Source organism: Faecalibacterium sp. Marseille-Q4137, from assembly GCF_017377535.1.
In the GTDB taxonomy this organism is placed as follows: domain Bacteria; phylum Bacillota; class Clostridia; order Oscillospirales; family Ruminococcaceae; genus Faecalibacterium; species Faecalibacterium duncaniae.
Map to the genome: position 1 here is coordinate 1 of NZ_JAFREK010000035.1, position 15,993 is coordinate 15,993.

The 15,993-nt window shown below is 51.3% G+C and carries 11 protein-coding genes; 8 read left to right on the forward strand and 3 right to left on the reverse strand.

Annotated elements, in window-relative coordinates:
• Positions 1-447: 447 nt before the first annotated feature.
• The 6 genes from J3353_RS12485 to J3353_RS12510 all read left to right on the forward strand — a co-directional run bounded on the left by J3353_RS12485 (position 448) and on the right by J3353_RS12510 (position 9,802).
• On the forward strand, positions 448-2,430 hold the full coding sequence (locus tag J3353_RS12485; protein WP_207684965.1) for a beta-galactosidase: 1,983 nt from the start codon (positions 448-450) through the stop codon (positions 2,428-2,430).
• Positions 2,431-2,572: 142 nt separating this feature from the next.
• Positions 2,573-3,604, forward strand: coding sequence for a LacI family DNA-binding transcriptional regulator (locus J3353_RS12490; protein ID WP_207684966.1), 1,032 nt, complete (start codon positions 2,573-2,575; stop codon positions 3,602-3,604).
• 278 nt (positions 3,605-3,882) lie between these two features.
• The gene (locus tag J3353_RS12495; RefSeq protein ID WP_207684967.1) at positions 3,883-5,163 is read left to right on the forward strand and encodes an extracellular solute-binding protein; all 1,281 of its coding nucleotides are present in this window, start codon (positions 3,883-3,885) and stop codon (positions 5,161-5,163) included.
• 143 nt (positions 5,164-5,306) lie between these two features.
• Positions 5,307-6,746, forward strand: a complete 1,440-nt coding sequence (locus tag J3353_RS12500; protein ID WP_207684981.1) for a carbohydrate ABC transporter permease — start codon at positions 5,307-5,309, stop codon at positions 6,744-6,746.
• Entirely contained in the window at positions 6,743-7,651 is a 909-nt protein-coding gene (locus J3353_RS12505; protein ID WP_370569206.1) for a sugar ABC transporter permease, read from the forward strand. The genes J3353_RS12500 and J3353_RS12505 overlap by 4 nt, the downstream gene beginning before the upstream one ends.
• Before the next feature lie 642 nt (positions 7,652-8,293).
• Positions 8,294-9,802: a tyrosine-type recombinase/integrase gene (locus J3353_RS12510; RefSeq protein WP_207684968.1), complete on the forward strand. Its 1,509-nt coding sequence runs from the start codon at positions 8,294-8,296 to the stop codon at positions 9,800-9,802.
• A 23-nt stretch (positions 9,803-9,825) separates the two neighbouring features.
• On the opposite strand, the gene J3353_RS12515 is transcribed toward J3353_RS12510, so the two are convergent.
• Positions 9,826-11,436, reverse strand: coding sequence for an ABC transporter ATP-binding protein (locus tag J3353_RS12515; RefSeq protein ID WP_207684969.1), 1,611 nt, complete (start codon positions 11,434-11,436; stop codon positions 9,826-9,828).
• Between the two features lie 209 nt (positions 11,437-11,645).
• Here J3353_RS12515 and J3353_RS12520 point away from each other — a divergent pair, with 209 nt between their 5' ends.
• Both J3353_RS12520 and J3353_RS16355 read left to right on the forward strand, forming a co-directional pair.
• Entirely contained in the window at positions 11,646-12,557 is a 912-nt protein-coding gene (locus tag J3353_RS12520) for a helix-turn-helix domain-containing protein (protein ID WP_154277393.1), read from the forward strand.
• A gap of 10 nt (positions 12,558-12,567) precedes the next feature.
• Positions 12,568-12,972, forward strand: coding sequence for a hypothetical protein (locus tag J3353_RS16355; RefSeq protein WP_242700955.1), 405 nt, complete (start codon positions 12,568-12,570; stop codon positions 12,970-12,972).
• A 414-nt stretch (positions 12,973-13,386) separates the two neighbouring features.
• Here the strand turns inward: J3353_RS16355 and J3353_RS12530 are convergent, their stop codons facing one another.
• Together J3353_RS12530 and J3353_RS12535 are read right to left on the reverse strand one after the other, a co-directional pair.
• Positions 13,387-14,916, reverse strand: coding sequence for an oligosaccharide flippase family protein (locus tag J3353_RS12530; RefSeq protein WP_207684970.1), 1,530 nt, complete (start codon positions 14,914-14,916; stop codon positions 13,387-13,389).
• Between the two features lie 45 nt (positions 14,917-14,961).
• On the reverse strand, positions 14,962-15,984 hold the full coding sequence (locus J3353_RS12535) for a glycosyltransferase family A protein (RefSeq protein ID WP_207684971.1): 1,023 nt from the start codon (positions 15,982-15,984) through the stop codon (positions 14,962-14,964).
• Positions 15,985-15,993 lie beyond the last annotated feature (9 nt).

Here is a 15,993-nt window from a genome sequence, read left to right on the forward strand (position 1 = left end):
ACACCGGCGGGAAAGCCGTGTTTTTCCTTGCATTGTCTGCATTCTGTGCATCGTGGCGGAACTTGTCGGGCCTCGCCCCGACAAGCTCAGTGGAATTTGTGACAGAGAGTGTCAAGGTTTACAAGGTGCGTCAAGATGGTTTTGCAAATTTTATTGTGATAAAGCGGTGATCGTAGGACTTATAGCATGGCGTTCAAGTGCTTTCCCGTTCAATCAATGTATTTCTGCATTTTGACAACCTGCCTATAAATCCCACATGAACGTTGTGGAATCTTCCAAAGCATCCATGGATGGTTTCTTGTTACGCATCAAACGTTCAGCTTATTACAACGAAATTCCATATAGCTGCATTGCATCTTGCGGAGGTTCTTGCTATACTTTGTATCGAACGTCACTTTATCCGATAAAAATGTTGCGCAATTTGCGCAACCAAAGGAGGCCGCTATCATGCAGCAGCTCAGATTACTTCATGGCGGAGACTACAACCCGGAACAGTGGCTGGACCGGCCCGATATTCTGGCGCAGGACATCGAACTGATGAAAAAGGCACACGTTAATACTGTGACGCTGGGTGTGTTCTCATGGTCCACGTTGGAACCGCAGGAGGGGGTATTTGAGCTGGATTGGCTGGCTGACATCATCCATAACCTGTATGCCAATGGAATCTATACGATCCTTGCAACGCCCAGTGCGGCCCGCCCTGCTTGGATGGCACACAAATACCCCGAGGTGCGCCGAGTCCGGGCAGACCGGGTCCGGGAGCTGTACAACCGGCGGCAGAATTACTGCTATACATCGCCGGTCTACCGGGAAAAAGTCCGCATTATCGACCAGAAGCTGGCACAGCGGTTCGGCAATGACCCGGCTGTCCTGCTCTGGCATATTTCCAACGAGATGAGCGGCGACTGCCATTGCGAGCTGTGTCAGGCTGCGTTCCGCCGCTGGCTCAAGGCACGGTACAACTCTTTGGAAGCCTTGAACAAGGCGTGGAACGCCCGGTTCTGGAGTCACGACTATACCACTTGGGAACAAATCGAAAGCCCTGCCCCGCAGGGGGAAAATGCCGTGCAGGGTCTTGCGCTGGACTGGAAGCGCTTTGTCAGTGACCGGCATATTGATTTTTTGAAATTTGAGCGTGATACCGTGAAAGAATTTGCGCCGGTTGCAAAGTTCACCGTGAATATGATGTACCGGTTTGATGGCATCGACTATTTCAAAATGTCCAAGGAGATCGACGTGGCCAGTTGGGACAACTACCCCACATGGCACAAGCCCAGCGAAACGGTGGAAGAAACGGCGTTGGATACGGCCCTGATGCACGACCTGTATTACTCCATGAAGGGCAGGCCCTTCCTGCTGATGGAATCCAGCCCCAGCTTTACCAACTGGCAGCCGATCTCCAAACAGAAGCGCCCCGGCATTGCGGAGCTTGCGGCTCTGCAGACGGTTGCACATGGTTCGGACAGTGTGCTTTACTTCCAGTGGCGGGCCAGCCGGGGTGCGGAAGAAAAGCTCCACGGTGCAGTCATTGGCCACGATGGGCGGGAGGATGCCCGCCCCTTCCGGGAAACAGTCGGTGTGGGCCAAAAGCTGGAAGTGCTCTCAGAGATTGCAACAGTCTGCCGCACAAAACAGGCAGCGATCGTCCACGATTGGGAAAACAAGTGGGCATTGGAAGGTTCCTGCGGCCCTCGAAATGCCGGGATGGGCTACTGGGACGAGCTGAAGCTGCACTACAATGCTCTTGCGCGGGAAGGCATTGCGGTGGAGTTCGTGAATCAGGAATCCGACCTGACGGGTTATGGTCTGGTCGTTGTTCCGATGGTTTATTTGCTGACCGATGCCTTTGCCCAAAAACTCTGTGATTTTGCGCAGAATGGCGGTACGGTCGTGGTTACATACTGGACCGGTGTGGTGGATGAAAGCGATTTGTGCCGTCTGGGTGACACGCCCTACGGCTTGACCGACCTGCTGGGCCTGCGCCGCACTGAGATCGACGGAATGTATGACGGCGAAACCCGCCGCTGCACCCCGATGGACGATTCCACTTTGCCGGAAACGCAGGCTTCGGTCCTATGCGAGGTCGCAAGTCTGAACGGCACAGACCCTGCCACACCGCTGAGCGTCTATGCCGAGGACTATTATGCAAACTGCCCGGCGGTGGCTGTCCACTCCTACAGGGAGGGCCGTGCCTATTATCTGGCAAGCCGGTTCGATGAAGCGTTCTATCGCGCATTTTATCGTGCCGCTGTAAAGGAAGTCGGCCTGAACCCGGCCTGGCCGGAGGCACTGCCGGACGGCGTTCTGGCCGCGCGGCGCGGTACGTTCGTCTTTGTACAGAACTGCAATGAACATCCGGTTGAAGTAGGCGGTGTTGCGCTGAACCGTTACGGAACGGCCGTCTGGAAAAACGGCGAGCAGGTTCTGTAAAAAGTAAAAGTTTCCCCTTTGAGCGTTCTGCCGAAAAAGCAGAACGCTTTTTGTTTGCTTTCATACTTGACAAAGCGGGCTTACCCCGGTATGCTGGGGTGGCGCATTGTTGCGCAGTTCTGTGAAAAGGAGAGGATATCCTGTGGCTGCAAAGGAAACCGAAAAAATGACGATCGAGCAGGTGGCTGATGCGCTTGGCGTTTCTAAAACAACGGTATCGCGTGCACTTTCCGGAAAGGGACGCATCAGCGAGGAGACCCGCACCAAGGTGTACGCCTATATGGGGCGTACCCGCTCCGAGCCTATTTCTGCACAGAGCGGCGAAAAACTGCGCACCAACAATATTGCCATGGTCGTACCGCAGCGGTTTATTGCGCTGGATCTGCCCTTTTTGCGCAAGTGCATGGGCGGCATCTGCACCATGGCAGACCAGCGCGGCTATGACCTGATGCTTTGCTACGCCTCCAACACCGAGTATTCACAGCTGCAGCGGCAGCTGGCCAACCACAAGGTGGACGGCGTGATCCTGACCTACGCCATGGCGGATGATCCCTGCATCGAACTTTTGCGGCAATACAAGACACCTTTTGTGCTCATCGGACGCAGCGAGGACAAGACCATCCCGCAGGCAGACAACGATCAGGTCGCGGCTGCCTGCGAGATGACACGCATCCTTTTGCAGCTGGGCGCCAAGCGGATCGCGCTGCTGGTGGGCAGTACCATCTACGCCGTCAACACCGACCGCATACGCGGTTATCTGCGTGGATTCGCGGAATTTGGTGTGCCAGTAGACCAGCGGCTCGTTCATTCCGGTGTGGAATCTGCCGGGCAGACGCTCGATGCACTGGAGGCTGCGCTGGAGCAGAAGGCAGATTGCATCCTTTGCGGCGATGATGAGATCGCCTTTGAGGTCATGCGGGAGCTGCGGACGCGGCATATCCTCGTGCCCAACGATCTGCGAGTGGCCAGCCTGTACGACAGTTCCATGCTTGCCAGCATCACGCCCTCAGTCTCGGCGGTACAGTACGATGCAGAGCAGCTGGGTAAGACCGCCTGCCGGATGCTGCTGGACCGGCTGGCCGGAAAAGAGATCGTCATGCGGCAGCTGGAAGGCCATCAGGTCATCCTGCGGGATTCTACCAAGTGGAGGGAACGCTCCCACAGCATCAAATAACGCGCTTTTTGTGCCTGCTCCTTTCCCGGAGCGGGCATTTTTGCTCTTTGCATGGCAAAGGTTGCGCTAAAGTTGCGCACTTTTGCCCATGTATCCTGATTTTACCGTCACTTTTTCCAGTTTCGACTCAACAATACCGTGAATTTCGTCCATTGACGTGAGCAAAAGAATGCGGTATCCTATGGGTACAGAAAAACAGCTGCTTGGATGCGCGCAACTTATAAGCGCAACAAAGAGCAGTCGAAGATTTCAGATTGAGAACGAAGGAGAACTGGATCATGAAAAAGCTGATTTCCCGCCGTAACTTCCTTGCAGCCATGGGTACGATGGCTGCTGCCGGTGTGCTGACCGCCTGCGGCGGTTCTTCCTCTGGCACTGCTTCCTCTGCTGCCGCTTCCAGTACGGCTGCCTCTGCTGCGGAGAGCTGGGGTGATGTGAAGCTGACCATGTGGGGCGCAGAAGAGGATCAGACCATGCTGCGCGAGATGGCAGATGCTTTCATCGAGCAGAATGCAGATAAGGGCAACGTGACCATCGAAATCGGCGTGCAGTCCGAGTCCAGCGCAAAGGACACTGTTCTGGCCGACCCGGAGTCTGCCGCAGACGTTTTCGCCTTTGCCGATGACCAGCTGAACGAGCTGGTGAACGCCGGTGCGCTGCAGGAGGTTCTGCTGAACCCGGACGACGTGAAGAGCCGCAACCTGCCTGGCTCTGTGAGTGCTGCCACCATGAACGACAAGCTTTACGCCTACCCCATGACCGCCGACAACGGCTACTTCCTGTACTATGATGCAAGCGTTCTGAGCGCCGAGGACGTGCAGAGCATGGACACCATGCTGGAAAAGGCTGCAGCTGCCGGCAAAAAGTTTATGATGAGCGTGAACGACGCATGGTACATTTACAGCTTCTACGCCGGTGCCGGTCTGGTGGCTACGCTGGCAGATGACGGTATCAACACCGTCTGCAACTGGAACGAGGCTCCCGGCGCAGACGTAACGCAGGCCATTCTGGATATCGCCGTAAACCCCGGCTTCAAGTCCGGTGCGGATGCCGACATTGTTTCCGCCATCAAGGACGGCAGCTGCTGCGCCGCTATCTCCGGCACATGGAACGCCAGCACCGCCGAGGAGGCTTGGGGCGAGGGCTACGCCGCCACCAAGCTGCCAACCTACACCCTGAACGGCGAGCAGGTCCAGATGGGCTCCTTCTCCGGCTACAAGCTGGTGGGCGTCAACCCCCACAGCGCCAACGTGGGCGTTGCCATGATGCTGGCCGACTTCATCACCAACGAGGACAACCAGATCAAGCGCTTCAACGACCGCAAGCTGGGCCCCTCTAACATCAACGCAAACTCCACCGAGGCTGTGCAGTCCGCACCCGCCATTGCCGCACTGGCTGAGCAGAGCTCCTACGCTACCCTGCAGCGGGTAGGCGCAAACTACTGGAGCTCCGCCGCAAGTCTGGGCGAGATCCTCGCCTCCGGCGACACGCAGGGCAAGACCACGCAGCAGCTGATGGATGACGCTGTGGCCGGCATCACCGCACCTGTGGCACAGTAAGTTCCGGTTTTTCCCGGCGGGCACGCAGCAGAATGCGGTGTGCCCGCTTTTTATCGCAATACAAGAAATCGGCGTCAACCTAACATCCTGTTTGCTATAACCCCCTCTGTATACCAAGAAAGGAGTTGACTTCTGTGGCAGAAATGGTCCTTACACCACCCTTGCGGGCAGATGGCCGGGAGCCGAATTTCCTTCAGAAGTTCGGTCACGCATTTGTTCACGGAGATATTTTTACAAAGCTGTCCCTCTTTGTCTGGGGTCTGGGCTACATTGGCCACGGCCAGCTTATCAAGGCACTGCTGGTAACGCTGGTGCAGGGGCTGGGACTGTATTTTCTGGGTACTTCCGGCATTCCTGCGCTGAAAAAGTTCGGCACGTTGGGCACGGTGCAGATGGAGATGCAGTTCAACCCCCTTACCTTAAAGAACGAGGTCAACAACTACGACAACTCGTTTGCCATCCTGCTGCTCAGCGTGATCGCACTGGTGGTCATTGTAACGCTGATCGCTGCTGCCATGCTGGTGGTGCAGAGCAATTACGCGTTACAGGCGCAGAAGGCCGCTGGCAAAAAGCCCAACAATTTCCGGCAGGATATCACCTTGTACCTGAACGAAAAGTTCTACGTTACCCTGCTCACCCTTCCGGTGCTGGGTGTGGTGGTGTTCACCATCATCCCGCTGTTCATTTTGATCGCTGTTGCCTTTACCAACTACGATCAGCAGCATATGCCTCCCGCCGCCCTGTTTACATGGGTGGGGCTGGCTAACTTTGCTTCTCTGTTTGGCGGGCAGTCGCTGAGCCTGACCTTCAGCTACGCCTTTGGCCGGGTGCTCAGCTGGACGTTGGTGTGGGCCTTCTTTGCCACCTTCACCAACTTCTTCGGCGGCGTATTTCTGGCCATGCTCATCAACAATAAAAAGACCAAGTGCCAAAAGCTCTGGCGCACATTGTTCATCATCACCATTGCGGTGCCGCAGTTCGTCACCCTGCTGCTGGTGCGCAACTTCTTCTCGGACGCCGGCATCTTCAACACCATGATGGCCAATGCAGGCGTGACCGATTTTTTAAAGGCCATCGGTCTGCTGGGGCAGAACATGAACCACATTCCCTTCCTGACCGACCAGCACTGGGCAAAGTTCATGATCATCCTCATCAACATCTGGGTGGGCGTGCCCTACCAGATGCTCATTGCCACCGGTGTGCTGATGAACATTCCCACCGATATGCTGGAAGCCTCCACTATCGACGGTGCCTCGCCGTGGCAGAGCTTCATCCACATCAAGCTGCCCTATCTGTTCAGTGTGCAGGGGCCGGCGCTGGTAACGGATTTTGTGCGCAACGTCAACAATTTTAACGTCATCTACCTGCTCACACAGGACGTTTATATCACCAAGGATCAGGCGCTGGCTTCCTCCAGCGCAAAAGAGGTGGACCTGCTGGTCACATGGCTGTTCCGCCTGACGCAGGAGCAGTACAACTACAAGATGGCCGCCGTCATTGGCATTATGGTGTTCATCATCTGTGCCGTGTTCACGCTGGTATGCTTCCGGTTCCTCAATAAAAAGGAGGCGACGTTCTCTTGACACAGACAACTGTTTCTCCGGCACGCCGGGCAGAGACCGCAGCGCAGCTGCGCCGCGGGCGTATCCTCCGCACAGTCCGCAGCATCCTGCGGCATCTGCTGCTGGCCCTGCTGTCAGCTATCTGGCTGGTACCCATTCTGTGGCTTCTGGTCACTTCCTTCTCCACAGACCGGGGCATCAATGTGCGACAGTTCTTCCCGGCCAGTTACACACTGCGCAACTATGTCAACATTCTGTTCCACCCGGACTCTGTGGCGCAGTTCCCGCGCTGGTTTACCAACACCCTTGTGGTGGCCTGTTTCAACTGCGTTATCTCCACCTGCTTTGTGCTGATGGTAGCCTACGCGCTGAGCTGCTGCCGCTTCAAGGGGCGCAAGCTGATCCAGAACCTTTCTGTCAGCGTCAACCTGTTCCCCGGCGTGCTGGCAATGATCGCCGTCTATTTCGTCCTGAAATATCTGAATCTGACCAACTCCTATGCCGGTCTTATCATGGTCTATGCCGGTTCGTCCGGTCTGGGCTATCTGATCTGCAAGGGCTTCTTTGATACCATCCCCATCTCCCTGCGGGAAGCCGCCAAGCTGGACGGCGCATCCGATGCCCGTGTGTTCTTTCAGGTCGTTCTGCCCATGTCCAAGCCGATCCTGGTCTATACCATCATCAGCTCTTTCATGGTTCCATGGACCGATTTCGTGATGGCAAAAATGATCCTGAATTCGGGCGTCTCTGCCGACTGGACAGTGGCTATCGGTCTGTATAATATGCTGCAAAAGACCCTGATCAACAATTACTTTGCGCTTTTCTGTGCAGGCGGTGTGCTGGTGTCTATCCCCATCTCCATTCTGTTTGTCATCATGCAGAAGTTCTACGTCGAGGGCATCACCTCCGGCGCGGACAAGGGTTAACACGTTATTCTCTTTCTCCTTCACCATAAAAGCAATCCCCACAGTCCTTTTTGTGGCTGTGGGGATTTTTTTCTCAATGGCGGCAGGAAAGCAGTTTGTTCATGGTGAACCTCATTTCTATATCAAACGGTGTCTGTTCGGATGTCCTAAACCTTGCCATAAAACCAGTGGTTGATTTGTCCATTGGGCTTTGTTTTGCCCGTCTGCACATTTTTGCACGCTTTTTGCACACCTGAATAGCTGGATAACGGTTGCAAAGCATTACACTGTATGCAAATAATGCGGTGTGTGCAAAGGCGTGTTTTACGATGATACGATAAAAATAGCGCTTCTTCGAACTTTTGGAATTTGACGAATGATGCACCTTGGATTCTTTTAATCAGAGAGCCAGGGATTCGAGTTCCCTCGAGCGCACCAAAGGAAAACCCACGATTCACCGTTTCAAATGCGGCTTGGATCGTGGGTTTCTTTTTGTTATATCCGCCCGGCGGGGCTTGAAAAGTGCGACAGAAATGCGACAGCTTCAAAGGGGCTTTGTGCGCATACCGGAGCACCTGCCGGAGGATTTAATTAAAAATGAATGACGTGGGGGCATCTGGCGGGCTGAGGGGACTCTAAACTGTTCTGAACCCTTATCCCACTATGGCCAGCGTGAAAAACGCCGCCGCACGGTTCAACGTGACACCCGAATATGTCCGCAAGCTCTGCCGAACGGGCAAGATCTGCTATACGGCCATCTCAAGCCGAAAGTGGTTGGTCAACATGGACACGCTGGCCCAGTTCTTCGCACAGGGAGAGCCGGTCAGAGAGGATTCGCAGCAGGTCACGAACGGCCTCGTGCTGGACTCAGACATGCTGCTGGATGACCTGATCGACCGCTGGTTTGAGGAATACGCCAACAAGCAGCTGAAGGCCAAGACGCTCTACGATTATAGAAGGATGCGTGGCCGGATCAGCGCCGGACTCGGGCATCTCAAGGTGTCCAAGATCAAGCCGGCGCATGTGATGGCGTTCTACAACAATCTGGAGGAGAGGGGAGTCCGCCGGGACAGTACCTACACTGCCACGAAAGCCCTTCTGAACCTGCTCCCGCGTGGAACTCGGGGTGAACTGGCGAAAAAGGCCGGGATCGGTCAGGACACCATGCGGATGGTCTATGCGGGTAAGAGTGTGAGCCGAAAGACGGCGGAAAAGGTGTCCGCTGCAGTGGGGCTGGCCTTCTCAAAGGCGTTTGTGGAGCATACCAAAAAGGACGGGAAGCTGAACAACAACAGCGTCATTCGATACCAGGCCATGCTCTCCAGCATCTTTAAGAAAGGGGTTCAGTGGGGGTTGATCAACGAAAATCCGTGCTCCCGTGCAGAACACCCCAAAGCCGAGGAAATCGATGTTCGGGTGCTGACCGAGGAAGAGATCCCAAAGCTGTTGGATGCCCTCTTGGATGCACCGCCGCAGTACAGCGTGATCACTCAGCTGGCCTTGCTGCTTGGTGCCCGGCGGGGTGAGATCTGTGCCCTTCGCTGGTCGGACATTGACTTTGAGAAGGGGACGCTTTCCATCAAGCGGACAGTCCAGTCCATCCCCGGGATATGCCTTGTGTTCAATGCACCGAAAACCAGACGAGGCAAGAGATGCCTGCGCATAGGAGCGGATTGCGTGGAACTGCTGCAGGAGTACCGGCGATACCAAAAAGTAGAGAGGTTCCGGATCGGCTCAGTGTGGGTGCGCAAGGTCACACTGGAAAATGGCAAAGTGGTGGATAACGATATGCTATTCACGAAATGGAATGGAGAGCCGATGGACCCGGATATCATCTCGTCCTGGTTTCCGAAGTTTCTGGAAGCACACGATCTCCCATCAATTCACTTCCACAGCCTCCGCCATTCGAATGTCAGCATCCTGATTGCGGCACATGTACCGATCACAACGGTCTCCGGGCGGCTTGGACATGCACAGACCTCAACCACGCTGAACTACTATGCATCGGCCCTCCAACTCGGCACACATCTTCTCCACAAGGAAGGGGTCGTCCGTGCAATCGGCAGGCTTGTCCTTGGTGGTCAGGATATGAGCAGCCTTGTGGAGCGTTTCGGTTTCACTGCAAAAGGCCCCACACACCGGCACTGGTCGGCATGCAGGGCGTATTTATGATTTGAGGGGAAATTACAGGGCGATCATTGTGTTACAGGTGCCAGCTCATACACACGGTCGAACTGCGCACGGCGCGCTGCCGACAGGTGGTGGCTGATGAGGATCAGTGTCAGGTCGGGATTGGTAAGCAGGCTCTTTTCCACAAGGTCGGCGTTTTTCTGATCCAGCGCACTGGTGCCCTCGTCTACCAGCAGGATGGAGCGATTGTGAATCAGGGCACGGGCAATGGCGACACGCTGCTTCTGACCGCCGGAAAGATTACTGCCATTCTCACCTACAACGGTGTCAAGGCCATCGGGCATGGCGGCCAAATCTGCGGCAAGGGCACTGCCCTGAATGGCCGCATGCAGCTGCTCTTCCGAGAAATCTTCACCCAGTGTGATGTTCTCCCGAATCGTAGTATTGAACAGGAACACATTCTGCTCAATGTAACTCATCTGTTGCTGGAGCTGAGCGGGTGTAATGGTGTGAATGTCCACATCGTCAAACGAAATCGTACCGGTGTAGTCCGGCAGCCAGCCCAAAAGCAGCTTGAGCAGAGTGGATTTTCCACAGCCGGAGGGTCCTGTCAGGGCATACTTTTTGCCCTTTTCAAAGTGGAAGGAGGCATCTTTCAGGATGGGCTTTTTCTCATCATAGCAGAAAGAAACTCTATCTACCGTAATGGAGTCTTTCAGCGGTGACATAGGAGCAATCTCTTCCGATTTGGAATCAGTATCGACCGTTGGCAGCTTGCAAAAGTAGGGCTTGCTGGCTGAGAGGGAGAGACGCAAACCGGCCAAACTGTTAAAGCCGTTTGCCACGCCTCCGATCAGATTGACACCACCTGCAAGTGTGCCTGTGGTGACAAGCCCCATGCTGGTCAGCACAGCAATCAGCACAAGCGAACCGAGCTGAAGTGCGACGTTGATAAAGCCAATCAACGCCTCCATGCGAGATTTGCCATAGCTCAGCTGGCAACTGGGCTTTTCGATGTCATCGCTGATCCTATTTCCCTGCTGGAGAAAGAGATTTCCTCTGCCAAAAAACTGGAGTACGTCAAAGCCTGTCAGAAGGTCTTTCAAATGGTTGATGGCGGCAGTCTGCTGTACACCGCAGCTTTGCCCCAGTAGTTCCAGCTTCTTCTGGAACAGTTTTGGGGAGAGCCAAAGGACAACTGCTGTGATCACGGAAAAAACAACCAACGACCAATGCAAAAAGGCAAGTCCCAAAATGCTGAACACGATCTGCGCAATTCTGCCTACACAGCCGAAGAAGGGGATCCACGCAAGCTGTTCTAATTGCTTCATATCATTGGTCAGCCGGGCGAGATATTCTCCGGTGTCGGACTGATGAAAATCGGTATGGCTCTTGCGCAGGAAGGAGTGATACAGCCCATCTCGCACCGTATTGTTCAAAGCGCGAATTGTTTTGGTCTGACAATGCTCCTGTAAAGCAGTAAAAAGAAAATAGCCTCCCCAGCAGGTCAGATCAACTGCCGTCCAAAAGATAGTACTCCGCAGATCCAGCAATACCACGGCATCAAAAATCTTCATCAAGGCAAGCTGAATCAGAGCCTGAGCACCATAGGCGATGATGGCAAACAAGCAGGTGAGGGTACTGAGCCTCCATTGCTTTTTCAGATAGTGTATCATTGTTTCCTCCATGCGTATGTCAAAGAGCTTAGAATGCATTTCATCTGCTGTTTCTGTATTTTATCACAAAAGATTTCAATTGACCATATCGTCTGGTGTAATAAAAAATTACATGGGACGACAGGTTTTCATAAGAGACGCTTGCACACATGTACAAAATCTAGTATATTACAATTATGGCAATACTAAAGTTTGGAGGGAATTGCTAAATGCAGAATTACAAATTGGGGGAGTATATCCGCCAGCGGCGTTTGGATCTCGGGTTGACACAGGAGCAGGTTTGTGCAGGCATTTGTGAATCTGTTACATTGTCCAGATTTGAAAACGGAAAACAGACCCCCAGCCGAAATCGAATCAATGCGATTCTGCAGCGCCTTGGTCTGCCGGATGACCGATATTATGCGCTGGTAACACCGGAAGAACTGGAAATAGAAGCACTCAAGAAGGAAATTGTTTCCTGTAATGCGCTAAAGTGCGTTGAGGAAGGCTTTGACAAAATAAGTCGGCTTGAGAAAATTGCAAAGCCGGATGATCAAATCACACAACAGTTTATTCTTCGATCGAAAGTCCTTTTGGGAGGATTGGATAAAAGATATTCAAATGACGAACGGATTCAAATGTTGTTGCAAGCCATTCGGATGACCATACCGGATTTTCAACTGGACAAAATTGAAGACTTTCTCTTTACATTGGATGAAATGAAACTGGTCAATCAAATTGGAAATGCGTATTCTTTGAGCGGTGACAATGAAAAAGCAGCCGATATTTTCTATCGACTGCTTCAATATATAAGAAAGCATCTTCCGGAAACGGTTACTTCAAACAGGATGCTTCCCTTGGTTTTGTATAATTTTGCCAGATCGTTGGATTTGTCGCAAAAGTATGAGGAAGGCGCAAAGGTGGCAAGATACGGAAAAGAAGCATGTATAAAATATGGACATTATCAGGTGCTTCACTCGTGTTTGGAAATCGAAGCTGAATGCGACTTCTTTCTTGGAAAAAAGGAGGAGAGTGTCGAACGCTATCGGGAAGCTTTTTACATTTGCAAAGTCATGGGATATGAAGATGATTTGCAGATTATCCGCACAGAAGCAGAAAAGTATCTGAACATCTTATTTTGAATATCATGTAATGTCGTTCTGCGGTGTGGCGGCATCTGCGGATGGAGTAGGACATTCCGGTTTAGTCCTGTATGTAAACGGTGAATATCGGGATGACTCTGACATTGGCAAGCTGATGCACGACTTCAACTGTACCAGCGCCGATGATATGAATTTTGAGATCCTTGCCGAGAAGACCCGGTATCTGAAGGAAAATCCGAAGGGAGTGAGCGAAATGTGTAAAGTGATGGAAGATCTGCGAGATGAAAGCTATGCAGAAGGCCGTGCAGAAGGTCATGCAGAGGGTCGGGAAGAACAGGCTCAGATGACGGCGAAGAACCTCTATGAGCAGGGTCTGACGATAGAGCAGATTGCAAGAGCGATTGACTTCAGCATGGAGACAGTGGAAAAGTGGCTCACGCAGAAAGCCGGATAAGAGAATAACCGGAATGGCCAGTGTATTGTACGATTTGCGTATGATATGCTGGCTTTTTGTTTGGCGGAAGTCAGAGGTAGTCAGAAGTGGGGTGGGGGTGGTTGAAAATCTGGAGCCGGGGGTCATTCCGGCTGAAGGGAAGAGTTATCTGTTCTCCCCAGTCCAGGACAAAATATGGTGGCTGTTCAGAGAAAACACGTTGCCACAAAGAAAAAAGGCACCCGACGTTTAAATCGGATGCCCCATTTTGGTTGTTATGCAAAGTTTTTCCAGACGAGATTTCCCCAAGGCTGCATCTGCTTGAGGCGCTCCGGGTGGGTCAAAATCGCTATATCCGGCAGATGTCCAAATCGAATGCCACCCGGCATTACAACCCCCAATGTTAAAAAGCATGTGGTTTCGTTAGGTGGGCACTTATTTTCGTTTTAGAGTGAGGGTCAAGCTTGTGACAATTTGAAGAAATTGTTCCTTTTCGGAACGGTCTGCCACGATTTTAAGCATGACGATGCCGTAGAGTGTGGTGTAAAGAATAACTTCCAACCCGAACGTCAGGAAGGAACCAGCGCTCTCAGATACCAGAAAATGCTTGAGCAGGAGCGCCCCAGTGGTCAGCAAAAGTGTGGCGATGATAATGGGCAGAGTCTCCTTCCAGAATTTCCGGATGTCGAGACCGGCTCGTTTTTGAAAGTACCAGTTCATGATCAGGCCGCTGGTCAGGAACATCGAAATGCTAGTGGAAAGTGCGGCACCTACAATTCCAATCAATTTTGTAAACAAGACAGTTGTTACAATATTCAGGACAGCGCTCAGGAAATAAATCTTTGCACGAAAGCCATACTGTCCCTTGATCTGTAGAATGCAAAGCCCGAGATTCTGCGCAAGATCGATGGAAAATGGAAGCATGACGATGATCGCAACCCAATAGGCTTCTTCGTAGCCTTCTCCGACCCACAGCAGCAGAAATTCACGTCCGAAAATGATGAAGCCGGATAAAACCAGAAGAATGATGTAGAAGGTGATCCGTCCTATCCGGATGAACAAATCCGATACTTTCTGCAGACCGTTTTCTTCTTGATACAAGGCGCTGACTCTGGGATAGAAAACACCTGAGACCTGTGTGCCAAACTGCATATACATCATGTAAATCTGAGCACCGACAGAATAAACTGCAACGACTGCGGTGTTGAACATTCGTCCCAGAATGATCTGATCTGTTTTCCAGAAAATCTGATCCGCAATGCTTCCGAGCAGGATGGCCGCAGAAAGGCCGAGGATGCTCTTCACGATCCGGGAATCTTTGGGCTGTTTTGTGATCTGGATTTTTAGTTTTCGGGTCACATAGCCATACCGAATTCCAATGGTCAGGAGGTTCAGAAGGACGATCACCACCGAGACTGTGATCGCATACGGGATCCGGCTGACGCACAAAATGACCAGAAGCGGTTGTATGATCTGCATCAGGATGGATAATATCCGCAAAAAGGTGTACTTCTCATGCCCGGTAAGCACAGTCAGATAAACCGAACCCTGCAAGGTGAAGGTCATATTTACGAACAGCAGGATCAGAATGGCAACGCTTTCGTTCAGTTCCGAGGTACTGAATGAACCGGCGTAGAAGCTCCGGAAGGCAAACACCACGGCGATTCCGACCAGATCCAGAATGAGAGCCAGAAAACGATAGATGTTTCTTGCCATCGACAGAGTCACAGCGGCTTCTTCATGGTCGCTGCGCCCCAATGCATTACAGTAGTTTCTTAGAATACCGGCCGACACACAGGATTCAAAAACGGTGACATAGGAAAAGAATGAGCCGACGATCTGATATAATCCGTACTCACTCTGTCCAAGAAAGTGAAGAAGAACCGGGACGTAGATCATGCTGACAACTACGCTTAGGAACACTTGTATGTAGGATAATGCTGCGCCTTTTTTTCGTTCGTTCATGATTTCGAAGAATCTTTCTGAAATATTTTTTCTAAAGAAAAGAAATCAACTCTTTTTGCCTAAGAAAAAATTCAATATGTATACGGTTGAACATAAAAAGGTTATATTCTTGTGTCGAATCAAGTAACAGATAACACGTTCTTTGATATCTTCTGGATTGCAAAAAAGTGCACCGGTTTGAATATTTTTATCCGATATGAGTTTTGTAAAGGCCTGCTTGATATCGGAATATTTTACTCTTTCTCCATATGCAGTATTTCGGATAGACCACCAAAGAGCTATATATGTTCCATGATATATTTGAGGATAGTCATCTAAAATACCTTTTTCCAGTAAAAGCGATACTTTTTTTGCATAAAGCCTTCGTTGGCTTTCAATGGTCATTTCCATCCCCACTGTACCTTTAGAAGATAGTGAGCCTGAATTAGATATTATATGATATAAATATAAGTGCTCATGTACAATAACGATCTTATCGCAGTGGCTGTAACATTCATAAATAAAAAGAGTATCCTCACCCAAAGAAAGATCTTCTGGAAAGAAAATATTGTTTTCAACTACAATTTTTTTAGGGATAAGTTTCGCCCAAGGACCTGCAAATGCGATCCTATAATTCATCGGGTATGGAATCATGCCAATTCCAATGGCTAGGCCATCTTTTGGCTCATAAATTTCTGTAGGCATTTTTATTCCATCGAGAATTTTACCGTCTCGCACTTCTTTGAACCCGGAAATAACAATACTACTAGGTGAAACTGCATTTTTTATTAATGTTTCAATGTGCGTATTTAAAATAGTATCGTCTGAATCAACAAAAAGAAGCCAATCCCCATGAGCCACATGTATTCCAAGATTTCTTGCAGATGATACACCACCATTTTCTTTTCTAATTAAAAGAATACGACTGTCTCTATCTGAATAAGTTTGAATGATTTCACTGGTTTTGTCTGTGGAACCATCATCTACAGTAATAACCTCAATATCAGAATATGTTTGATTTAAAATACTCTCAAGGCAGGAGCCAATTGTTTTTTCGCTATTGTAGCATGGAATGATGACTGAGACCATATTTTCCTC

Bases quoted from the DNA above. Each gene is read 5' to 3' on its own strand.
- J3353_RS12485 (WP_207684965.1), top strand. From the start codon at position 448: ATGCAGCAGCTCAGATTACTTCATGGCGGAGACTACAACCCGGAACAG.
- J3353_RS12495 (WP_207684967.1), top strand. From the start codon at position 3,883: ATGAAAAAGCTGATTTCCCGCCGTAACTTCCTTGCAGCCATGGGTACG.
- J3353_RS12500 (WP_207684981.1), top strand. From the start codon at position 5,307: ATGGTCCTTACACCACCCTTGCGGGCAGATGGCCGGGAGCCGAATTTC.
- J3353_RS12510 (WP_207684968.1), top strand. From the start codon at position 8,294: ATGGCCAGCGTGAAAAACGCCGCCGCACGGTTCAACGTGACACCCGAA.
- J3353_RS12515 (WP_207684969.1), bottom strand. From the start codon at position 11,436: ATGATACACTATCTGAAAAAGCAATGGAGGCTCAGTACCCTCACCTGC.
- J3353_RS12520 (WP_154277393.1), top strand. From the start codon at position 11,646: ATGCAGAATTACAAATTGGGGGAGTATATCCGCCAGCGGCGTTTGGAT.
- J3353_RS16355 (WP_242700955.1), top strand. From the start codon at position 12,568: ATGTCGTTCTGCGGTGTGGCGGCATCTGCGGATGGAGTAGGACATTCC.
- J3353_RS12530 (WP_207684970.1), bottom strand. From the start codon at position 14,916: ATGAACGAACGAAAAAAAGGCGCAGCATTATCCTACATACAAGTGTTC.
- J3353_RS12535 (WP_207684971.1), bottom strand. From the start codon at position 15,984: ATGGTCTCAGTCATCATTCCATGCTACAATAGCGAAAAAACAATTGGC.